Raw genomic sequence first — 21,552 nt, forward strand, 5'->3', positions numbered from 1 at the left:
TAAATGATTGCTCGAAGTTTCGAGTATTTGGGGGCGTTATGAGTATCTTTGACCACTATCAACAACGCTTTGAAGCGCAACAAGAAGAAGAGTTCACCATAGAGGAGTTTTTACAACTCTGTAAGGACGATAGCTCAACTTATGCGTCAGCGGCCGAACGGCTTCTCATGGCGATTGGCGAACCAGAAATGGTCGACACATCACAAGATCCCGTCTTAAGCAGAATCTTTTCAAATCGGATCATCGCTCGTTACCCAGCGTTTAAAGAGTTTTATGGCATGGAAGAAGCGATTGAACAAATCGTGTCTTATTTACGTCATTCAGCGCAAGGCTTGGAAGAGAAGAAACAAATTTTATATTTACTGGGTCCTGTCGGTGGCGGTAAGTCTTCTTTGGCAGAAAAACTAAAAAGCTTAATGCAGCACCAACCTATTTATTGCCTAAAAGACTCGCCAGTAAACGACCATCCGTTTTGTTTATTCGATGTCACAGAAGATGGTCAAATACTACAAGACGAGTATGGCATCCCTAAGCGCTACCTTAAAACCATCATGTCGCCGTGGGCCGCCAAACGTCTCAAAGAATACGGCGGAGATATCACCAAATTTAAAGTAGTGCGAAAAAATCCTTCGGTTCTTCATCAAATTGGTATTGCCAAAACCGAACCAGGTGACGATAACAACCAGGATATCTCAGCTTTAGTCGGTAAAGTCGACATTCGCAAACTAGAAGATTATTCACAAAACGATCCCGATGCCTACAGCTACAGCGGTGCACTGTGCCGTGCCAATCAAGGCTTGATGGAGTTTGTCGAAATGTTTAAAGCGCCAATTAAGGTGCTTCACCCGTTATTGACCGCTACACAAGAAGGTAATTACAACGGTACCGAGGGGTTATCAGCCCTTCCCTTCGACGGCATGATACTCGCGCATAGTAATGAATCTGAGTGGGAATCTTTTAGAAACAACAAAAACAACGAAGCCTTCTTAGACCGCGTTTACATAGTCAAAGTGCCTTATTGTTTGAGAATATCTGAAGAAGTCAAAATTTATAAAAAGTTACTAGAGCACTCGGAACTACTAGAGGCGCCATGTGCACCGAGCACACTAGACATACTGGCACAATTTAGTGTGTTATCGAGACTTAAAGAGCACGAAAACAGCAGTATTTACTCAAAAATGCGAGTTTATAACGGTGAGAGTCTCAAAGACACCGACCCTAAAGCCAAATCTTTCCAAGAATATCGTGACACAGCGGGAGTTGATGAAGGGATGGCAGGACTTTCGACCCGTTTCGCCTTTAAGATCTTATCAAGAGTGTTTAATTTTGATCACGCCGAAGTGGCCGCGAACCCTGTTCACTTGTTTTATGTTCTCGAACAACAAATAGAACGCGAGCAGTTTCCCAGTGAAGATAGGGACAGATATTTAGAATTCCTAAAAGGTTATTTGATCCCTCAGTACGTTGACTTTATTGGTAAAGAAATCCAAACCGCTTATCTAGAGTCCTACTCAGAATACGGTCAAAATATTTTTGATCGCTACGTCACTTATGCTGACTTTTGGATTCAGGATCAGGAATACCGTGACCCCGAGACCGGTCAGTTATTTGACCGCTCCGCTCTTAATGATGAGCTAGAAAAAATCGAAAAACCCGCAGGTATCAGTAACCCCAAAGATTTCCGTAACGAAATTGTTAACTTTGTGCTTCGAGCTAGAGCTAATAACGAAGGGAAAAACCCAACTTGGAGCAGTTACGAAAAACTTCGCACTGTTATTGAGAAAAAGATGTTTTCCAATACGGAAGACCTGCTGCCGGTTATTTCGTTCAACGCCAAATCCAGCGTCGACGACCAGAAAAAACACGATGACTTTGTCAATCGTATGGTCGAAAAAGGCTACACGCCAAAACAAGTTCGCTTGCTGTCCGAATGGTACCTGAGAGTGAGAAAGTCACAATAAACATACCCACATGTGAAGTTAATGGTAGGTGAATACCTACCTTCATGTGGACTAGGTAACGTACGAGGTGTTCATGGCTCAGTTTATTGATCGACGCCTAAATGGTAAAAACAAAAGCGCCGTTAATCGTCAGCGCTTTTTAAGGCGTTACAAAAGCCAAATAAAAAAAGCAGTCGCTGACTCCATCAGTCAGCGCAGCGTGACCGATACTGAAAGTGGTGAAAACATCACGATTCCGTCGCGCGATATCAAAGAGCCTATATTTCATCAAGGCCAAGGGGGTGATCGCAATCGAGTCTTACCTGGCAATGATCAATTTTCTCCGGGAGATAAGATCCCTCGACCTCAAGGTCAAGGACAAGGTGGTGGCGGTGGAGAAGCCAGCGACTCTGGTGAAGGACAAGATGAGTTTAGCTTTTCTATTTCTATGGACGAATACTTAAACCTCTTGTTTGACGATTTGGAATTACCAAACTTAAAAGAAACCCAGCTTCAATCCCAAGTCGACTACGAGACGGTAAGAGCCGGTTACAAAGCAGAAGGGATTCCTTCTAACATAGACATAGTTCGGTCTTTGCGTGGTGCTCAAGCAAGACGCATCGCATTAACTGGAGGTAAAAGAAAAGCACTGGAGGAGCTAAAGGCGCAACTGCAAGAGTGCCTAGCCTCAAAGTCACCTGATCAACAACAAATCAATCTGCTGAACCAACAAATTGAGGAGCTCGAAGCCAAAATTAAACGAGTGCCGTTTATTGATACCTTTGACCTTCGTTATCGCAACTACGATAAACGCCCAATACCCAATAACAATGCAGTAATGTTTTGCTTAATGGACGTTTCGGGCTCTATGGATCAAGCAACTAAAGATATGGCAAAACGCTTTTATATTTTGTTGTATCAGTTTTTGACTCGCAGTTATGACAACATCGAGGTGGTCTTTATTCGCCACCATACTCAGGCAACAGAGGTCGATGAGCACACGTTTTTTTATTCACAAGAGACAGGTGGGACAATTGTTAGTTCGGCGCTTTCACTAATGGATGAAATTGTCGAGCAACGATACCCTCCTAGTCAGTGGAATATTTATGCAGCACAAGCTTCAGACGGAGACAACTGGGCTGATGATTCACCTAAGTGCGCACAACTAATGGAAAACAAAATTCTGCGTTATTGCCGTTATTACGCTTATATCGAAATCACCACCAGAAGTCATCAAACTCTATGGCATGAATATCAAAACTTAACGGAGCGCTTTCCGAATTTTGCGATCAAAAACATTAAAAAAGCCAGTGATATTTACCCTATTTTCCGAGAGTTTTTCAAAAAACAACTCGCACCTAAAGCGAGTTAAGGAGTCGTTATGACAGACATTAAACGACGCACTGATACCCCTCTTTCTGACGGCCCTGATTGGACCTTTGAATTACTGCAGTCTTACAAAGATGAAATAGAGCGAGTTGCCAAATTCTACCGACTCGACACATACCCTAACCAAATCGAGATCATTACCTCAGAACAAATGCTAGATGCCTACTCGAGTGTCGGCATGCCAATTAATTATCACCATTGGTCCTTTGGCAAAAAGTTTATCGAGTCAGAACAAAACTACAAACGCGGATATATGGGTTTGGCTTATGAGATTGTCATCAACTCTGATCCCTGTATTTCTTATCTTATGGAAGAAAACACCATGACGATGCAGGCACTTGTCATGGCTCATGCCTGTTATGGCCACAATTCATTTTTTAAAAACAACTATTTATTTAAGACATGGACGGATGCCAGCTCTATCATTGATTATTTAATTTTTGCTCGAAATTACATTGAAAAATGTGAACAAAAATATGGCGTTGAAGAGGTCGAGTCTATTTTGGACTCATGTCATGCACTGATGAACTTGGGCGTCGACCGCTACAAACGACCACAAAAGATCTCCATGTTTGAAGAGCAAAAGCGTCAGCAAGAACGTGAAGAATATCTGCAAAGCCAAGTTAATGAATTATGGCGAACCATCCCATCACAACAAAAAGAGCTCAGAAAAAAGCAGAATAACTTTCCGTCAGAACCTCAAGAAAACATTCTGTATTTCTTCGAAAAACACGCTCCATTGCTCTTACCCTGGCACAGAGAACTGATCAGAATTGTTCGTAAAGTTTCTCAATATTTTTATCCACAAAAGCAAACCCAAGTAATGAACGAAGGCTGGGCAAGCTTTTGGCATTACACTATTCTCAATCACTTATATGATGAAGGACTTGTTACAGAGCGCTTTATTTTAGAATTTTTACACAGCCATACCAGTGTGGTGTATCAACCGCCTTACAACCACCCAGGCTTTAGCGGTATTAATCCCTACGCCTTGGGCTTTGCTATGTTTAAAGATATACGAAGAATGTGTGAAGAACCCGACGACGAAGACCGCGCATGGTTTCCGGATATTGCTGGTAAAGACTGGCTCGAAACCCTTCATTACGCGATGGAGAACTTTAAAGATGAAAGCTTTATCGCGCAATTTTTGTCGCCTAAAGTGATGCGTGATTTAAAATTATTTAACTTACAAGACTACCGCGCCAACCAACACTTGGAAGTGACCGCAATTCACAACGAGCAAGGCTACCGCGAGGTCCGTGAGCGACTCGCTGCACAATACAACTTGAGTAACCTAGAACCGAATATTCAAATTACCAATGTAGATATCAACGGTGACCGCTCGTTAACACTAGAGTATGTGCCTCACAACCACATACCTTTGAGCCAGTCTGTCGAAGAAATGATGAAACACTTACATCGATTATGGGGCTTTAAAGTTCAGTTAATGAATAAAGATGAGAATGGTGAGTTGACGTTATTAAGCGAGTGCCCCGCTCTTACTCCAAAGGAGCAAGAGCGAGCCAACGGTTAACCGTTGTGTTTGTAAATGCGAACCTGATTTCGGCCGTTGCTCTTTGCTGCATATAAAGCAGAGTCTGCGGCTTCTATCCATTTTTGATGATTGGTGAAATCACGATTAAATTCGGCAATACCCAAGCTTACCGTAAACTTAATTTCGACCTCGTTAAACACCACCATTGATGCTTCAACATTACGACGAACCCGCTCCGCAAAAATTGCCGCGTGTTTAGCATCGGTTTCTGGCAAAATCACCGCAAACTCTTCACCGCCGTAACGACCACCGATATCGGTCTCTCGTAGATTTTTCTTTAAGATCTTCGCTAAGTGCAGTATTGCTTCGTCACCCGCAGCATGACCATAGTTGTCATTCACTTGCTTGAAGTGGTCAATATCAAATATCAACAACGAGCTGATGTTTTGTGTTCGGCGCTGACGTTGGAATTCTTTTTTAAGGCACTCTTCCCAGTAACCTCGGTTATTAAGGTTGGTCAGCCTGTCCGTTTGACTCAATCGCTTCAGTTCAGTGTTAACTTCTTCAAGCTCTAGTTTAGATACCGCCACATCTGTTACATCGTAAATAATGATACAAATATGGGTCACACTACCCATGGTATTGGTCAATGGAATAAAGGTCGCGTTTTGATACATAAAGGGCGCGACACTTGTAATAGGCCGGTAGTTTTTGAACTTGAATATATGCGGAGTCTGTTCCCAGATTGTAAAGGCTCTATTTTTTAATACAAAAACGGGATCTGTCTTTTGTCGCAACCAAGGTTCATCTAACTCAGGAAAGGTTTCAAATAATGACTGGTTACGAACATCATAAGGTGAGCGGCCGCTGTGATTTTCCATAAACCCATTCCAAACCTGAATGCGATACTCATTGTCTAATACAATAAGGCCAACATCGACCGATTGGAACATGTCTAAAAGCCAGTGGACTTCTGATACTTCGATTTGCGCTGTTTCGCTCATAACTTACACATCAAATAAAAAGTTGAGTTTGTTTTGTAACGTCGGAATTGAATCCTCAGTGATAAGTAACAACAAATCACACGTCACATCATAGCCTTCCAATCCATAACTGATTTCTATGGTTAAGGTTTTTTTCCAATGTGTTGAATTGGTATAAATCAACTCAGAAACATTGGCGTGTTGACCTAAAACGACTGGATGACCTTGGCTGAAATTTAAATCGAGTTGTTCCGACAAACCTTTCAAAACCGAACCGATGAGAATGTTGCCAATGTCCATGAGCAACTCAAGCTCTATCTTATCGTTCATCTGGCCTTCGTAATTCATCAGCTTAGCAATGTCTTCAAAACCAGAGTCATTGAGGATTAGTAATGCTTCGCCAGCGACACCACCACTAATAAAGCCCTGACACACACCAGAGGTAGCCGTATTGGACTCAACCGATTGTAAAGCCATAGACAATTCGCTGACTTCCAATACATTTACATTTGGAATAGGTAATTTAACAAAGACTTTTAAAACTTCTGCTAATAGACTGCCGGCTTGACCCATTGCAACGTTCGTCACCTCTTGCAAAACGTCACGCGTTTCGTCATCCATCATAGTGTCGAGCGTCGGCTTGTGTTTGGTAAGGTCCGACTCGCTGTTAACACCATACTTGGTTAACAACTCTTGTAGTTTATTTTTATCAATTGGCTTTTTGATAAAATCTAACGCGCCTAAACTCTTCACGCGTTCGTGTGCTTCTTTTTGAATATCGCCAGAAACGACAATGGTTAGAACAGGGATCCCTTCGTTCTTTATCGCCTCTAAAACCCCGTAACCGTCTAATATTGGCATGTTCAAATCAAGAAACAGCACGTCGCCCATGCCCTTTCGCAATTTTTCCATTGCGTCTTCACCATTAACGGCAAATGTTATTTCGACGTCCCACTCATCCGGCAACGAGCGTGCCATTTGCTTTCGTGCGAGGTTCGAGTCGTCACATATTACTACTGACGTTTTCATAATTGATTCGTTGACCTTCTCATTAACTAAATCTTCCTTTTTTCAGTCAATTGATATTCATTTATTTATAATTCTTTTATAGAAAAACTATAGCAGTTAGTTAACAATAGTATCCAGTAAATTTATATATTTCTCATTACGTTGGTCTATTTATGAAAAAACTTTTGGCTACATCGTTAATTTTACTCACATCTTGCTCTTTTGCCTACGACATCCAGAAAAATTTACCAGTAAATTACGACACAGTAAAAGCAAATGGCAAACCTGTTGCCCTTCTAGGTAATCAAATAAAAGTGGGTCAACAAGCGCCAGATTTTAGAGTTGTTGACGATAAGTTTAGAGTAAAAACCAAACACGACTTCGCTGGGAAACCTGTATTAATAAGTGCTGTAACCAGTTTAGACACTGGAGTTTGCAGTCTACAGACCAAGCGCTTTAATGATGCTATGGAAGAGTTACCACAGGACGTTGAGATCATCACTATTAGTGCCGATCTGCCATTTGCACAAAAACGCTTTTGCCAGGCTGAAAATATTGAACGTATTACCACTTATTCTGACTCTGTTTGGCGAGAGTTTGGTATGAATTACGGCTTGTTGATAAAAGACATGGGACTGCTAGCTCGAGCCGTTTTTGTTATCAGCCCTGACAACGAAGTGGTTTACAAAGAAATTGTGTCTGAGCTATCAGAACAACCCAATTACGACGCGGCACTGGCTGCTTTAATTGCCATCTCTGAACAAAATGTAATTGATTCAGAGTCGACACCTGACACTGAAAGTGACAACACCAAAGAAGATAAAAACAAATAAAATCATAGATTTAAAATTTTATTAAAAATTTTTCACTTTTTTTAGTTGAAAAAATAATGTCTGAACATAAATAAGTAGTGAGCCTGATGAGACGCCAATTGGGTCCGACAGGCTCAAGGTTTGTTCGAAAGAAAAACCACACTATTAATTTTAGTTTTTTAACTTATTGCTTAAATAAAAGGATAAGACATTATGAGAAATGTAGATCTATCTCCACTTTACCGTTCATTCATTGGCTTTGATCATTTAGCGTCTTTATTAGACTCTGCTAATCGAAATGACAAGAGCGCCGGTTACCCTCCTTATAACATCGAGTCTGTTGCGGAAGATAAGTATCGCATTACGATGGCCGTCGCTGGTTTCCAAGAAAGTGAATTGGAAATCCAATCAGAGCACAATACGCTAATTGTCAAAGGTACTAAACCTGAAGCCAATGACAGTGAGCCTAAGAAGTACCTGTACCAAGGTATTGCGGAACGTAACTTTGAGCGCCGTTTCCAACTTGGTGATTACATCAAAGTCGTTGATGCACAAATGGAAAATGGGTTGTTGCACATCAACTTAGAACGTGAAGTACCAGAAGCTCTTAAACCGCGAACCATTTCCATAGGTCAAAAGTTACTCACTGAATAAGTGGTAATCCTAAAGCAGTAATTAAGGTTTATCCTCGTTAGTTAGCCAATGACAACTCCCTGGTCTAGTGCTAAATAAATAGAGGAAAACTAGAACAAAAAAGCCCAACTATATGTAGTTGGGCTTTTCTTTATATTAAGAGGCGTAATTTTCAGAGGCGTAAAACAACTTAAATCGCAGCGTCGTTCTCTTCACCCGTTCGAATTCGGATCACTCGCTCAACTGGTTCAACAAAAATTTTACCATCGCCAATTTTACCTGTCTGCGCAGTTTCTAAAATAGACTCTACGACTTGGTCTAACATGTCATCGACAACGACGATCTCTATTCTCATCTTAGGAAGGAAGTCGACCATATACTCAGCACCGCGATATAACTCTGTGTGGCCTTTCTGACGGCCAAAGCCTTTAACTTCGGTCACTGTCATACCATTTACGCCCAAATCAGATAGAGCTTCACGGACATCGTCGAGTTTGAATGGTTTAATAATGGCGGTGATTTTTTTCATGGCAGACTCTCAATTTAAAATTTCAACTAGAGGGTTAGACTTTAATCGCATAGAATACGCTGACTAATCTAACTTTAGAAGTGTTAAATCTATGGATGCCAAACAAATTCGTGAAGAAATGAAAGTGTTAGCTGAGATTGATCCGGCAGCAGAAGTTGCCCGTCGCGTCTCTTTTATCAAACAAACCCTACTCAACTCTGGAGCCAAAACTTTAGTGTTAGGTATTAGTGGTGGTGTAGACTCTTCGACCTGTGGACGTTTGGCACAATTAGCGGTAAATGAACTCAACGAGCAGCAACCTGGTAATTACCAATTTATCGCTGTGCGACTCCCTTACGGTGTGCAAGCCGATGAAGATGAGGCTCAATTAGCACTTAGCTTCATTCAGCCAACTAAAGTGGTCACTGTAAATGTAAAAGCCGGTGCAGATGCAATTCACAGTGAAGTACTTGGTGCATTACCGGATGATTTAAAGGCTGAATTAGCAGAAGCCAAAGTTGACTTTGTAAAAGGGAATGTAAAAGCCCGTGCTCGTATGGTCGCTCAATATGAAATTGCCGGCCTTTTAGGTGGCCTAGTACTTGGTACCGACCACTCAGCCGAAAACATTACCGGGTTTTATACCAAATGGGGTGATGGCGCGTGTGATTTAATTCCGCTATTTGGCCTTAGTAAGCGTCAAGTAAGAGCTATCGCAAACTACCTTGGTGCACCAAAGCTGTTAGTTGAAAAGGCACCGACTGCGGATTTAGAAGACTTGGCGCCTGGCAAAAAAGATGAAGACGCGTTGGGTTTAAGCTATGACCAAATCGATGACTTCCTCGAAGGAAAACCAGTATCAGCTGAAGTAGAGCAAAAGCTAGTGGCGATTTTTAATGCGACTCAACACAAGCGCCAGCCTATTCCTACTGTTTACGATTAACCTCGACTAAATCATATTTAGATGTAAAAAGACCGACTATATGTCGGTCTTTTTAGTTAACTACAATCAATCAAAGCGGAGTCTTTTTCGACTCTAACCCGCCCCACGTTAGACACCGACAATGCCCTCGCAAAGCTTTGCATATCTTCTTTTTGGCATATCGAAATTGTCGCAGTCGTTGCCCCGGCCGTACTAATTGGCGCAAAAACAACTGAACTCCTCGTCGACTTTATATGAAAATCCTTTACCAAATCGGCAGTACCAATAATCTCTTCGTTAGCATTTAACGCGCCATCTCCGTTTTCATCAACGAAGATCATTTTCGTCAAACTCCAATCCGTTTGGCCTGTACATGTCTCCATGTCTACCGTTGGACATACAACAACAAACCGATTTTCATTTATTGCCGTATGGCGAGCCAATTGTAATGCAGAACTCACGTGATTGACCGTCGCAGCTACCTTATTTCGAGTAAAAAAATTCCCTAAAGAAGGTGCAACTGAAGTAGTGATCATTGCGAACAGCGCCAAAGTCACTAACACTTCTATAAGCGTAAAACCACGTTGGTTCATACTAGCAGTTCCAGCAAAATTCATCGGCTTGATAATTGCCATCTTTGTTCTGATCATAGGCTTTGCGGCCATCAGAAAAAATACTCAACATACCCGACGCATTACCATTTAACGCATCTGGGCCTGAATAAGTCGCCCTAATTTCATAAAAACGGCCATTGTTATCAATATCTTCAATTGTTAAATCATATCGTTTATCGGCCGCAGGACCATCCGCAGGTGAGTGCGAAGGATAAACCCAAGGACTACCAGTATCTTGAGGTGCGCCTTGGCTTCCTGCAGCACCTGTATAACTGAAAGTGGTCGCTTTGTGACGTTCCATTGCACTGGCAAAATCGAGTAGGTCAGCTTGGGCTTGGATTCGATAGGAGCGCTCAATATAACTAGTATAAGACGGGTAAATAACCGCAGATAAAATCCCGACAATAGCCAAGGTTATCAAGGCTTCAATTAGTGTAAAACCAGAGGCTTTACCTGGTTTAAGTCCAATGTTTGGCTTGCGTTTGTGTTTATTTAAGTACTGCATTAGTTATCATCCTGAGTTGAAGGCTCAACTTCACTGGTCCATGAATTGGTAAATATTTGATTTAATCGGCTTCTAGGCCCTGTAATTCTGCCAAGTAGGCGCTCAAAGCTATTGGCGTCATCGTCCGACTGAATAGTGTCTGCGCACTCCGTACCTATACATAGAGTCGGAGCGTCTGGGTCGGTAATAATAAGTCTAGGCTCCGCCGGAATACCAGATTTTTCAAGCTCAACATAAGTATCTTTGTAGTCGATTACGCCGTCGTTATTATTATCTAATAGGGCTTGACCATCGAGTAGTGTCATTGCGTAAACTCGCCCACCACCTTGTGCTGCAGAACAACTATTTTCAACCAATCCCGCGGTACTAGGGTCATACGTTGAAAAGATCAACTTACTATTGATAATCGACACACCTGTTATGACTTTTTCGCCAGCGACAAAATTAAACTCATAACCATCATACGAATTTATGTTCGTCACTGATGAGGTGGTTGGTGAAATTTGGGCAATATTTGTAAACTCTGGGAACGTGTACTTGCCTTCATCAATGGTAAAAACACCATGATCTTTCAGCATTAATACAGAGTCTTGAATCTCCTCATTTAAAGGGTGTGCTCGATAACCCGAACCAATTGAAACCGCATAATAATGCTCACCTTTATACACAATTTCAGCAACGTCAGGGGCATAATAAAAACGACGGTTTTTCACTTCAGAATTTGGCTCAGAAGTCGTGTAAATACGTTGACCTTCAAATAAATTAGGCTTGCTTTTACCGTTGTAAATATCTACCCGGAATAAATGGCCACCGGTATCGCCAAAGTACATATGGTCGACCGTACCGTCAAAATTCCGATCTATAACAGCAATACGGCTAGGGATACTATTTTGCATTTCTGGTATTACTTTAGTCGCACCGGATTTACCAGAAATTTCCGCAAGTTTAGCACCTGTCTTAGCTTCGACGATAAAGATAGAATTACCTATGCTGTCCTGCTCTCTTACTGTATTACTATCTTGATTAGTGTCGTAACCACCACCAAAAATCAACACTTTGGATTTAGTACCATTGATATCGATTTCAGTCACTGTTGGCTTTGACCAAGACTGACCTAGATTAGCAAAATCCCCAATCCCGCCTTTAATCGAATATTTAAAGATAGGATTTAGTCTGTTTGTTACGTCCAATACATAATAATTACTGCCACCTCGTCTTTGACCTACGACGATATAATTTCTGTCATCTTCTGACCAAGCATTGATTGCGCCGTCCATGCCATAGGTTCTGGAGTTAAAGACATTATTATTTTCGTAATAGACGTGAATATTATCTAGCAGGTCTTCTGGAATGAATGCCCAGTTTTCTTCTCCCGTATCTGCATCTATCGATAATAAATAACCTTCGTTTGTGCCGATGTACACCGAAGACTTGTCACCGTATTGATAAAACAGCGGCTCTGAGTGCAGTGGATCGGCCATCTGGAATCTAGGATCATTTGTCTGACCATCATTATCCAAATCTTGAACATCATATCCACGCATCCAATCGATGAGGTCTCGTCTAAGTTGAGTGGAGTCTGGCTCCCCTGTTATCCCTAATAACTCTTCTGTAATTCGAGAGTCATTGTTACCAATTGGAGTACTAGAGTTTGCCAAGTTAGAATAAACAGTTCTGTTAACTTCTTGCTGCGAAGCGGCACCGCCGCGCTCAACAAAAGCACCTTGCAAGGCTGCAGAATCAGACCACCAATCGTGTGCGTCATCTCTAAAGAAGCCATCTGTTGCTATTGCCGGTGCAGAAGTGTTGTCTAAAACGACACTATCTATTAATTTGTATTTTTTGAGGTTACCTGGCCAGTACTCTTTTGTTCTGGGGTCAAACAGCGCGTAATAAATATCATTTGAGTGAGTTAAACGGTTGAACTGATTGACGGAAATACCTGGAGCTACGAAGGTGCTCGCGCCTTTTTTAGCTTCAATTAAGATAGTTGTAAATGCTTCAGCAAGTTCGGCTGACGTACTACCAGAGTAAAATTGCCCACCACCCGCTTCGGCTAACTCTCTTAAATAAGTATCATTAAAACCAGAAGATTCAAAACCAACTGTATAAGTAAAAGTCTGAGCAAAGTTTAAGTTATCACCACGTTCAGATGGCACTTCGCTCATATAGTCAGCGAGTACTTCTGCACAACCTTCCCCTGAACAGGTTCGTCCTATGGCATCTTCTATCTCATCATCTAACGTTGTCGCATTGGGTTGACCATCACTAAACAGTACAATGTAGTTTGCTTGGCACTGTCCAAACTCAGGATCAATGGGTGACTGATATGTAAGAGATTCTGGTGATTGATATTGTCTAAATCGACACTCGGTCGACGTCAATCGTTCTGTGTCACAAGCACCATTATTGATAACTGTCGGGCTATTTAGAGTATCTGGGTGACTAAGTCTAGATAGCGTTGCAAGCCTATTACCAGCTCCTCGGAACCATGCATAAGGTGCTCGCTCACCATTAATGTAAGAAAATGCCTCAAACATTGAGTCCACCACTGGCGTCCCACCCTCGGCAACGACTTCTTCTACTAAACTAATTAATTTATCTCGGACTTTATAAGTTGGCTCAACTCCTGCCGGTAAGGTATAACGGACTCGAAGTTGGGGAGCCATTTTCCGCTCACTGCCATCGGCACCGCCAATACTCCACGCAAAATAATCATCGTCATCGTCACTCAGTGCTTGGCCAAAAAGAACGATAGGATCGCCAGTTTGCCAAAATGGATTATCAATAACGGTTTGAATCAAAGGAGCAAGGTTATTGGTATTATTTGGGTAGCCTTCCGGGTTCCAACTCAAATCTCCATCGCCGTTAGGTGTCCAACAGATTGCTTGAGAAGGGTTAGAACAGTCTCTGTCCGTAGTGGTAGACAATCCTAAAAAGTTAAACATTAGTCGACTAAAAGTTTGTCCTTCTTCGAAGGTCTCAGGATCATTTCGGGTTGAAGCAATAAATCTAATAGTCGTATCACGAGTCGATGCGCCGCCATTTGTAAAATAAGTGATATGAGCACTTTGGATGATCGCCTCTTTAGGGATATCCATATCTATAAAGCGCAATGCATGGTGTGAATTATAATCTTCATTAACCAATGGAATGTTTGCTCGACTCGTTACAATGGTATTTCCTGAGGATTGAAGCGCAAAGTCAGTTAACCCTTTTATCGAGCGAACAACTTCATAAGTATCCCAATCACTGTCGATATCCAGCGCTGGGAGCAATACCCTGCCTCCAGTATCACTGAATCGCATCAAAGAAATGTTTACGTCTGAGATATTGTTTAAAGCGATTTTGAGGGCTTCTTTTGTTCGGTACATACGACTAGTTGTTTCACCGTCTGTCCACCCCATACTACCGGAAGTATCAAGAATGAAGATGACATTGGGGTTCACTACTTGGGTTTGATCGGAAATACCGTAATAAATTTCTATGTCATCACCAAACGCAGAAAATGAAGCGAAACTGCAATATGCGGAGGCTAAAAGAAGAACGCTGAGTCTTTTGAAAAAATGCCGAACCATGCTTAATTATCTCCAATTTCTACTGTTTGGCGTGAAAGCATTGCGCGGTTAGTTGCATTTACTGCACTACCTTCTACGTGACCACATCCTTTAACAACAAATACCTCTAGGAGAGTTCTATTTCTTGCTCCATCCGTATCTACAATACTTGAAACCAAGCCAGACTCAGGGTCTGTTAAGTTCTTTAAACCTACAAATGCCGATTTAGACCAGGCATCTATCGGAGGGACATTCATTAAGGAGCCTGCTCCATCGTGAATTTGATCGTCTTGCAAACCTGCCGCATTGACTCTTCGTTCTGACCAAATTGCATTAGCCAATTCATCGCACGTCGGAAGTGCGTTCATGTCTAATTGGTTATCAACTCCAACTTGACCATCCGTCCTGGCTTGCGTTAATGCATCGTATCTAGGATTGCCATCGCCATCTACAACAGCACCAGTGCGAAGCGCACCTGAGCCCCCTTCATGCATAATGCCTTCGACCGAGGCTTCAGCCGCATCAAACGCCATAGATAGCATGTTTTGATTTGTTGCCATTTTGGTTTGCATTAATCCAGAAGAAATTGCGCTTACACCAACCACCGTCATGGAGGTTAATAAAACCAAGGCAATGATAAGTGCTATACCTTTTTGTTTTTTAGTTAAGGTCATTTGTTATCCCCCCACCGTTAAGTGGTACCATGCATTTCGAAACAAAATAGTTGTTTCAAACACACGATAGAGTCCATCATCTGGTGTATCGTACGCCGCGTTGCCAAGTAGCTTTACCTGTCTCGTCGAATCGATTGAAAAGTCATCGTCATTTTTGATAAGTACAGCTAATTTTATCGCTACCACTGTTTGACTGCCGTCTGCTCGGTCAAATAAATCAATTCTATCGGCGGTTACCCAAGACGTAACTGCGCCCGTTTCCACACCACCAATGGGTTGGGAAACCCCGTATAAAACCTGAAAGTCATGAACGTTGTTTAACAAGGTTATTGCTTGTTGGTCTGCAGGAGGCGCTTTAAGACCGCGTAGACCCCTACCGTCATAACCACGACACCTGAGCCTTTCACCGTCTAGAAAGTACTGATTTACAACGTGAAATTCTTCATTAGCAGCGAAATCAAAATTTGATCCATTACATGCTGTTGCGGCCATCATATTAATTGTCAAAACGTCGCCATTGGTATTGCCACGGTCAATTGACCCTACTGTTGGATCACCGACAAAATCGCCTTCTACTGCAATTGGATTATCCTTGATGTAATCTCTCTCAACCACAACGTCGATATCTCTATTTAAGTTACTTGACACTTCGTTGTAATGACCAGCTGTTATCAAACTACGGCGAAGCACAGACAAAATATAGCGGCCATCTTCTTGGATAGTCGAAAGCGCGTAGTTGTAAGTTTGCATTTTGTTGTTACTTTGATAAACCCGTAACAAAGCAGAAACAATGACCAACCCTAAGGCTAGAGATATTAGCGCTTCGACAATGGTAAAACCCGCAACTTGCCGTCTCATCATTGACCATCACCTATGACTAAGTCCATATATACGCATTCAAAATCTCCCACTATACCTTGCGCATCTAAAATTTGTTGGCACATGTCATTCGCTGCTTTATCTAGGTTTTTCCAGATTGTGGCAGGCCATGCGGTATAAACAGTTAATATAGAATTTGGTCCAACTGGGTCGCCAGCAGCACCAGGGTTTGGATTAAGTGCCACAACCCCTACCTCCATGTTGTCCATGATACTTGCTGCCATGCAGCTGGCTTCATAGGCGTCAAAAACTGCAGCTTGTTGAGGTGTACACAGCGCCGCATCGACGGCTCCTTCATCTCGACAGTTCATAACAGCTGGGGGAGCCGGAAGTTCTTCGCAATAACAATCGAAGTCGTTGCCATCACACGCATCTAAATTTCTGAAGTTATAATTATTTAAAATGGTGTAAGCATTATCTGTCGCGTCTAAAGCTGGTACTGTTGTGTCGTCGCGATTTTGATATTGGCGGTTAATTCTGATCCGGTCGGAAAGACTCTCAATAATGAGTGTTGCTTGTGATTTGACATAGGCGTCTTGATTAGATGTAGAAACAGAAAATTGTAGGCCAACCAGCCCAATCAAACCGATTGAGATGATGGCTAATGATATGAGAATTTCTATAAGCCCAACACCCCGTTGTGCCCATATTTGACCTTTTGTATAGATATTCATTGCCCGCCCTACTACCTAATCAGACAGAATTCCATCAGACTAAGCTTAGTTCCCTTAACCTTTTCTGTATAATTTTTCATCGTACTATAATCAATTATCAATGAAAAACTTTTCTTCGCAAACTTTACTGTCCCTAAAACAAAAACTCTATACCTTTTGTATCTCCTACGTGTTAAAGAAGAGATAAGCGATATTCGCTTATCTCAATTCGGCAGGCACTGCAAAGACGATATCTTCTTCTTTACCTGGGTTTTCCATTACATTTGTGGCGCCTAATTCTTTTAGGCGACTAATCACTCCTTGGACCAATACGTCTGGCGCTGACGCTCCAGCCGTAACACCAACGTTTGGTTTATCTGCTAACCATTCAAGTTCAATATTGGTCGCATCATCAATCAGGTAAGCCTTTGTGCCGACTTTTTCAGCCAGTTCTCGTAAACGGTTCGAGTTAGAGCTGTTTTTGGCACCAACGACTAACATTAAATCTACTTTTTGAGCCAGTTGTCGAACAGCATCTTGACGATTCTGAGTTGCATAACAAATATCGTCTTTACGAGGTCCCTCAATGTTTGGAAACTTCTCGCGTAAAGCATCGATCACATCTGCAGTGTCATCAACCGACAGCGTTGTTTGGCTACAATAGTAAAGTTCATTTGGGTTTTTGACTTCAAGTGTCGCTACATCAGATGGTGACTCTACTAAATAAATCCCGCCTTCTTCGCTACTATACTGACCCATCGTGCCTTCCACTTCTGGGTGCCCTGCGTGACCGATCAAAATACATTCGATACCTTTTCGCGAGGCGCGAGTCACTTCCATATGTACCTTAGTTACCAATGGACAGGTTGCGTCAAACACTTTCAAACCTCGACGCTTTGCTTCGTTGCGAACCGCTTGAGATACACCGTGCGCAGAAAAGATAACAATGCTGTCATCAGGAACTTCATCTAACTCATCGACAAACACGGCACCGCGATCGCGTAACCCGTTAACAACGAATTTATTGTGCACAACTTCGTGTCGAACATAAATCGGCGGCTGAAACACTTCTAACGCTCGCTCAACAATGGAAATAGCTCGGTCAACACCAGCACAAAAGCCTCGTGGGTTCGCTAATAAAATTTCCATAAAATCTCCTATTCGACCTCTGTCGCCAATGATTTAACTTCTATAATTTCCACTTCAAACGTTAACGTTTGCCCCGCTAATGGATGATTAAAGTCAATAGTCACAGATTGTCCAGCGACCTCTCTCACTAACCCAGGTAAATCACTACCATCTGGTTGAGTAAACGCGATGATCGCACCGACTTCTGGCGTGACATCAGTGAACTTAGTTCTGTCTACATAATAAATATTATCAGGGTTAGGTTGACCAAAAGCCTGCTCTGGCGGCAATGTAAATGCTGCTTCTTGGCCAGCTTCAAGACCGATTAAACAATCCTCAAAGCCTTTAGTTAGGCTACCGTCACCTATGACTAACTTAGCGGGTTTGTTACTTACTTTTGTACTGTCAGCAACTGAGTCATCTGACAATTTGATAGTGAAGTGAAAAACCACTTCACTGCCCATTTGAATAGTTGAATTACTCACTCATTACACCTTTGAGTTCTGGCACTAAGCCACAACCTTTTGTTTTTTCATATCTAAAACGCCATCGAGCAACAGTAAGGCCGCGCCACAACTGATCGCAATATCCGCTACGTTAAACGCTGGAAAGTGCCAGTTTTGATAATAAAAATGGAGAAAATCGACCACGTAACCGTGTACTAGCCTATCTGCCACATTACCAATTGCACCACCTAAAATCAGACCAAATGACCACAACTGACGTTGCTCTTTCCAATCGGTCTTATACATCCAGTAGGTTAACAACACGCTAACAACCGCGGCTATGCCAGTAAAAAACCAGCGTTGCCAGCCACCAGCATCACTTAAAAAGCTGAATGCAGCGCCATAGTTTCTTACGTAAGTAATATCAAAAATGGGTAAAATATTGATATCGTAATACAGTGGAACATTGGCCAAAATCCAGAGTTTGCTGGCTTGATCTAAAACGATCACCAACAAACTCAAGAGTAAAAACCACAATCCATTGCGAGAACTTACTGACTCAGTCATTAAGCAAACTTCCTTTCTTCACCTTCACCGTCAACGTTTTCAACACAGCGAGTACATAGCTCTGGATGTGCTTCATGTTGACCGACTGTATCAGAATGGTGCCAACAACGGTCACACTTAGCTGCATCACTTGCTGCGATGCTAACGAACAAGCCATCAAGCTCTGAATCGAACGCCGAATCAGGTTTATCAGTCATAGGTGCAATCTTCGCAACTGATGTAATCAATACAAAGCGCAATTCGTCACCTAACGTCTCTAATATTGATTTTAGTGAATCACTGACATACAGCGTTACTTCTGCAGCTAATGATGCTCCGACAAGCTTGTCTTTTTTAGCAACTTCTAATGCGCGGTTAACTTGTTCTTTGATGGCAAGAACTTGAGTCCAGTACTCATCACCTAATTCAGTATCTGCAGTGAAGGCTTCAATATCCTTGTACCACTCACCAGTGAATACAAACTCTTCACGTTCACCTGGTAATTCAGCCCAAATCTCTTGAGCTGTGAATGATAATACTGGCGCCATCCAGCGCGTCATTGCTTCAGCAATATAATAAAGCGCAGTTTGACAAGAACGACGTGCTGTAGAATCTGCTTTTGCTGTATATTGACGGTCTTTGATTACGTCAAGGTAGAAACTACCCAAATCTACTGAACAGAAGTTCATTAGTTTTTGCATAACAACGTGGAACTGGTACTTGTCATACGCTGCAACAATCTCTTGTTGAAGTCTTGCTGCACGACCAACAATCCAGCGGTCCAGTGCAACCATTTCTGACTCATTAACTAAGTCAGTTTTTGGGTTAAAGCCATTAAGGTTAGCTAACAAGAAGCGTGACGTGTTACGAATACGACGGTATGTGTCCGCTGAGCGTTTGAAGATTTCATCATCAACCGTCATCTCACCCGTATAATCAGTAGAAGCAACCCACAAGCGCAAAATGTCAGCGCCGTATTTACCTGTCACATCTTTTGGAGAAACTACGTTACCCAAAGACTTAGACATTTTGTGACCATTTTTATCAACCGTGAAACCATGTGTAAGTACTTGGTTATACGGTGCAGTGTCATGCATTGCCACAGATGTCATCAAAGAAGACATAAACCAACCACGGTGTTGGTCAGAACCCTCTAGGTATAAATCTGCAGACTTATTGAATTCTTCACGTGCATCAATTACAAAGTGATGAGTTACACCAGAGTCAAACCACACGTCTAATGTGTCTTCGACTTTGCGGTAGTTCGCAGCGTCATCGCCTAACAGCTCAGCAGAGTCTAAATCCCACCATGCTTGGATACCGCTTTCTTCTACTTTTTGAGCCACTTTTTCCATTAGCGCAACGCTATCAGGGTGTAACTCGTCAGTTTCGTTGTGAATAAATAGAGTGATTGGCACACCCCAAGTACGTTGACGTGAAATACACCAATCTGGACGACCTTCTACCATGCCTTCAATACGGCCTTCACCCCACTCTGGGATCCACTCGGTCTTTTTGATTTGTTCGATAGATTTAGAGCGCAAGCCCGCTTTGTCCATACCGATAAACCACTGCGGTGTCGCACGGAAAATAACTGGCGTTTTATGTCTCCAACAGTGTGGGTAGCTGTGCTCAAATGACACATGCTTCATCAACTTCTGTTTTTCTTTTAACAGCTCGATGATGTTGTCGTTCGCTTTAAAGATGTGTTGGCCGGCAAAAAAGTCAGTACCTTCGACATAGACACCATTCGGGCCTACTGGATTAGCGACTTCAATTTTGTATTGTAAACCAACTGTGTAGTCTTCTTGACCGTGACCAGGTGCAGTATGAACACAACCTGTACCTGCGTCCGTTGTAACGTGATCGCCCAAAATGACAGGAACAGTAAAATCAAGGAATGGGTGATTTACTTTGCTAAGCTCTAAGTCAGCACCTTTACAGTAGCCCAGTGCGTGATATTTAGTGATGCCGTAACGGTCCATTACGTCATTAAGTAATGGCGCAGCAACCACTAAACGGAACGGCTGGCCCTGAATATCAGATTCTTCAACTTGAGCTAATACGTATTCTACGTCCGCACCTACAGCAATCGCTCGGTTAGCCGGAAGTGTCCAAGGTGTTGTCGTCCAGATAACTAATGACACATCGCCTTGACTGGCATGTCCCTCTGGGTGAGAGAACTTAGCGGCTAACGCATCGCTGTCTTCTGCGGTGAACATTACGTCAATAGCAGGCGATACTTTGTCTTTGTATTCAACTTCTGCTTCAGCTAGTGCAGAACCACAGTCTGTACACCAATGAACCGGCTTAGCACCCTTTTGCAGGTGATCGTTTTCAATGATCTTACTTAACGCACGGATGATGTTGGCTTCAGATTTGAAGTCCATTGTCTTGTATGGGTTGTCCCAATCACCAACCACACCTAAACGAACAAAGCCAGCTAACTGACCATCGATTTGACGTTGAGCGTACTCGCGACACTTCTGGCGAAATTCAGCAGCAGTTACCTTTTTACCAGGCTTGCCAACTTTCTTTTCTACCATCAACTCAATTGGTAAGCCGTGGCAATCCCAACCAGGAACGTACGGAGAGTCAAAATCTGACAGTGTTTTGGCTTTAACAATAATATCTTTTAAAATTTTGTTAACTGAGTGACCTAAATGGATGTCGCCGTTTGCATACGGAGGACCGTCATGCAAAATGAAGCTCTTTTTACCTTTTTTAGCGTTTCTAATCTGGCTGTATAAATCTTTCTTTTGCCATTCTTCCAACATTTTTGGCTCGCGCTGAGCCAAGTTTCCACGCATAGGAAACGCTGTTTCTGGTAAGTTAAGAGTATGTTTGTAATCACTCATGG

Annotated in this window: 19 protein-coding genes; 6 read left to right on the forward strand and 13 right to left on the reverse strand. The window is 42.3% G+C overall.

Annotated features, from left to right (window positions below; genetic code table 11):
• Positions 1-38 precede the first annotated feature (38 nt).
• The 3 genes from J1N51_RS04490 to J1N51_RS04500 all read left to right on the forward strand — a co-directional run bounded on the left by J1N51_RS04490 (position 39) and on the right by J1N51_RS04500 (position 4,863).
• Positions 39-1,961 carry a PrkA family serine protein kinase gene (locus tag J1N51_RS04490; protein ID WP_208832781.1) on the forward strand — a complete coding sequence of 641 codons (1,923 nt, stop codon included), beginning with the start codon at positions 39-41 and terminating at the stop codon, positions 1,959-1,961.
• Between the two features lie 73 nt (positions 1,962-2,034).
• On the forward strand, positions 2,035-3,312 hold the full coding sequence (locus J1N51_RS04495) for a YeaH/YhbH family protein (protein WP_208832782.1): 1,278 nt from the start codon (positions 2,035-2,037) through the stop codon (positions 3,310-3,312).
• A gap of 9 nt (positions 3,313-3,321) precedes the next feature.
• The gene (locus J1N51_RS04500; protein ID WP_208832783.1) at positions 3,322-4,863 is read left to right on the forward strand and encodes a SpoVR family protein; all 1,542 of its coding nucleotides are present in this window, start codon (positions 3,322-3,324) and stop codon (positions 4,861-4,863) included.
• On the opposite strand, the gene J1N51_RS04505 is transcribed toward J1N51_RS04500, so the two are convergent.
• A complete protein-coding gene (locus tag J1N51_RS04505; protein WP_208832784.1) occupies positions 4,860-5,828 on the reverse strand; it encodes a sensor domain-containing diguanylate cyclase in 969 nt (322 codons plus the stop codon). The two genes, J1N51_RS04500 and J1N51_RS04505, sit on opposite strands and share 4 nt — an antisense overlap.
• A gap of 3 nt (positions 5,829-5,831) precedes the next feature.
• Positions 5,832-6,836: a response regulator gene (locus J1N51_RS04510; protein ID WP_208832785.1), complete on the reverse strand. Its 1,005-nt coding sequence runs from the start codon at positions 6,834-6,836 to the stop codon at positions 5,832-5,834.
• 152 nt (positions 6,837-6,988) lie between these two features.
• Between J1N51_RS04510 and tpx the strand changes: the two genes are divergently transcribed.
• Complete coding sequence (gene tpx / locus J1N51_RS04515; RefSeq protein WP_208832786.1) at positions 6,989-7,648, forward strand: thiol peroxidase; 660 nt, start codon at positions 6,989-6,991, stop codon at positions 7,646-7,648.
• A 192-nt stretch (positions 7,649-7,840) separates the two neighbouring features.
• Entirely contained in the window at positions 7,841-8,281 is a 441-nt protein-coding gene (locus tag J1N51_RS04520) for an Hsp20 family protein (protein WP_208832787.1), read from the forward strand.
• A gap of 169 nt (positions 8,282-8,450) precedes the next feature.
• Here the strand turns inward: J1N51_RS04520 and J1N51_RS04525 are convergent, their stop codons facing one another.
• On the reverse strand, positions 8,451-8,789 hold the full coding sequence (locus tag J1N51_RS04525; RefSeq protein ID WP_208832788.1) for a P-II family nitrogen regulator: 339 nt from the start codon (positions 8,787-8,789) through the stop codon (positions 8,451-8,453).
• Between the two features lie 91 nt (positions 8,790-8,880).
• Between J1N51_RS04525 and nadE the strand changes: the two genes are divergently transcribed.
• Positions 8,881-9,711, forward strand: a complete 831-nt coding sequence (gene nadE, locus J1N51_RS04530) for an ammonia-dependent NAD(+) synthetase (protein ID WP_208832789.1) — start codon at positions 8,881-8,883, stop codon at positions 9,709-9,711.
• 56 nt (positions 9,712-9,767) lie between these two features.
• On the opposite strand, the gene J1N51_RS04535 is transcribed toward nadE, so the two are convergent.
• From J1N51_RS04535 to ileS, 10 genes are all read right to left on the reverse strand, one after another.
• Positions 9,768-10,283 carry a GspH/FimT family pseudopilin gene (locus J1N51_RS04535; RefSeq protein ID WP_208832790.1) on the reverse strand — a complete coding sequence of 172 codons (516 nt, stop codon included), beginning with the start codon at positions 10,281-10,283 and terminating at the stop codon, positions 9,768-9,770.
• Position 10,284: 1 nt separating this feature from the next.
• Positions 10,285-10,809 (reverse strand): type IV pilin protein, encoded by a 525-nt coding sequence (locus J1N51_RS04540; protein ID WP_208832791.1) that lies wholly within the window; start codon positions 10,807-10,809, stop codon positions 10,285-10,287.
• Positions 10,809-14,387, reverse strand: a complete 3,579-nt coding sequence (locus J1N51_RS04545) for a PilC/PilY family type IV pilus protein (RefSeq protein ID WP_208832792.1) — start codon at positions 14,385-14,387, stop codon at positions 10,809-10,811. Before J1N51_RS04545 ends, J1N51_RS04540 begins: the two co-directional genes overlap by 1 nt.
• A 2-nt stretch (positions 14,388-14,389) precedes the next feature.
• On the reverse strand, positions 14,390-15,040 hold the full coding sequence (locus tag J1N51_RS04550; protein WP_208832793.1) for a pilus assembly PilX family protein: 651 nt from the start codon (positions 15,038-15,040) through the stop codon (positions 14,390-14,392).
• Positions 15,041-15,043: 3 nt separating this feature from the next.
• Complete coding sequence (locus tag J1N51_RS04555; RefSeq protein WP_208832794.1) at positions 15,044-15,901, reverse strand: PilW family protein; 858 nt, start codon at positions 15,899-15,901, stop codon at positions 15,044-15,046.
• Positions 15,898-16,593 carry a type IV pilus modification protein PilV gene (gene pilV, locus J1N51_RS04560; protein ID WP_208832795.1) on the reverse strand — a complete coding sequence of 232 codons (696 nt, stop codon included), beginning with the start codon at positions 16,591-16,593 and terminating at the stop codon, positions 15,898-15,900. The genes J1N51_RS04555 and pilV overlap by 4 nt, the downstream gene beginning before the upstream one ends.
• 198 nt (positions 16,594-16,791) lie before the next feature.
• Positions 16,792-17,721, reverse strand: a complete 930-nt coding sequence (gene ispH / locus J1N51_RS04565) for a 4-hydroxy-3-methylbut-2-enyl diphosphate reductase (RefSeq protein ID WP_208832796.1) — start codon at positions 17,719-17,721, stop codon at positions 16,792-16,794.
• Positions 17,722-17,729: 8 nt separating this feature from the next.
• Positions 17,730-18,164 carry an FKBP-type peptidyl-prolyl cis-trans isomerase gene (fkpB, locus tag J1N51_RS04570; protein ID WP_208833319.1) on the reverse strand — a complete coding sequence of 145 codons (435 nt, stop codon included), beginning with the start codon at positions 18,162-18,164 and terminating at the stop codon, positions 17,730-17,732.
• Between the two features lie 45 nt (positions 18,165-18,209).
• Entirely contained in the window at positions 18,210-18,713 is a 504-nt protein-coding gene (gene lspA / locus J1N51_RS04575; RefSeq protein WP_208832797.1) for a signal peptidase II, read from the reverse strand.
• Entirely contained in the window at positions 18,713-21,550 is a 2,838-nt protein-coding gene (ileS, locus tag J1N51_RS04580) for an isoleucine--tRNA ligase (RefSeq protein ID WP_208832798.1), read from the reverse strand. The genes lspA and ileS overlap by 1 nt, the downstream gene beginning before the upstream one ends.
• Between the last annotated feature and the right edge of the window lie 2 nt (positions 21,551-21,552).

The organism is Psychrosphaera ytuae, from assembly GCF_017638545.1.
Lineage (GTDB): Bacteria > Pseudomonadota > Gammaproteobacteria > Enterobacterales > Alteromonadaceae > Psychrosphaera > Psychrosphaera ytuae.

What these genes read in the sequence shown, in the direction of transcription:
- J1N51_RS04490 (WP_208832781.1), top strand. Translation starts at nt 39, where the DNA reads ATGAGTATCTTTGACCACTATCAACAACGCTTTGAAGCGCAACAAGAA.
- J1N51_RS04495 (WP_208832782.1), top strand. Translation starts at nt 2,035, where the DNA reads ATGGCTCAGTTTATTGATCGACGCCTAAATGGTAAAAACAAAAGCGCC.
- J1N51_RS04500 (WP_208832783.1), top strand. Translation starts at nt 3,322, where the DNA reads ATGACAGACATTAAACGACGCACTGATACCCCTCTTTCTGACGGCCCT.
- J1N51_RS04505 (WP_208832784.1), bottom strand. Translation starts at nt 5,828, where the DNA reads ATGAGCGAAACAGCGCAAATCGAAGTATCAGAAGTCCACTGGCTTTTA.
- J1N51_RS04510 (WP_208832785.1), bottom strand. Translation starts at nt 6,836, where the DNA reads ATGAAAACGTCAGTAGTAATATGTGACGACTCGAACCTCGCACGAAAG.
- tpx (WP_208832786.1), top strand. Translation starts at nt 6,989, where the DNA reads ATGAAAAAACTTTTGGCTACATCGTTAATTTTACTCACATCTTGCTCT.
- J1N51_RS04520 (WP_208832787.1), top strand. Translation starts at nt 7,841, where the DNA reads ATGAGAAATGTAGATCTATCTCCACTTTACCGTTCATTCATTGGCTTT.
- J1N51_RS04525 (WP_208832788.1), bottom strand. Translation starts at nt 8,789, where the DNA reads ATGAAAAAAATCACCGCCATTATTAAACCATTCAAACTCGACGATGTC.
- nadE (WP_208832789.1), top strand. Translation starts at nt 8,881, where the DNA reads ATGGATGCCAAACAAATTCGTGAAGAAATGAAAGTGTTAGCTGAGATT.
- J1N51_RS04535 (WP_208832790.1), bottom strand. Translation starts at nt 10,283, where the DNA reads ATGAACCAACGTGGTTTTACGCTTATAGAAGTGTTAGTGACTTTGGCG.
- J1N51_RS04540 (WP_208832791.1), bottom strand. Translation starts at nt 10,809, where the DNA reads ATGCAGTACTTAAATAAACACAAACGCAAGCCAAACATTGGACTTAAA.
- J1N51_RS04545 (WP_208832792.1), bottom strand. Translation starts at nt 14,387, where the DNA reads ATGGTTCGGCATTTTTTCAAAAGACTCAGCGTTCTTCTTTTAGCCTCC.
- J1N51_RS04550 (WP_208832793.1), bottom strand. Translation starts at nt 15,040, where the DNA reads ATGACCTTAACTAAAAAACAAAAAGGTATAGCACTTATCATTGCCTTG.
- J1N51_RS04555 (WP_208832794.1), bottom strand. Translation starts at nt 15,901, where the DNA reads ATGATGAGACGGCAAGTTGCGGGTTTTACCATTGTCGAAGCGCTAATA.
- pilV (WP_208832795.1), bottom strand. Translation starts at nt 16,593, where the DNA reads ATGAATATCTATACAAAAGGTCAAATATGGGCACAACGGGGTGTTGGG.
- ispH (WP_208832796.1), bottom strand. Translation starts at nt 17,721, where the DNA reads ATGGAAATTTTATTAGCGAACCCACGAGGCTTTTGTGCTGGTGTTGAC.
- fkpB (WP_208833319.1), bottom strand. Translation starts at nt 18,164, where the DNA reads ATGGGCAGTGAAGTGGTTTTTCACTTCACTATCAAATTGTCAGATGAC.
- lspA (WP_208832797.1), bottom strand. Translation starts at nt 18,713, where the DNA reads ATGACTGAGTCAGTAAGTTCTCGCAATGGATTGTGGTTTTTACTCTTG.
- ileS (WP_208832798.1), bottom strand. Translation starts at nt 21,550, where the DNA reads ATGAGTGATTACAAACATACTCTTAACTTACCAGAAACAGCGTTTCCT.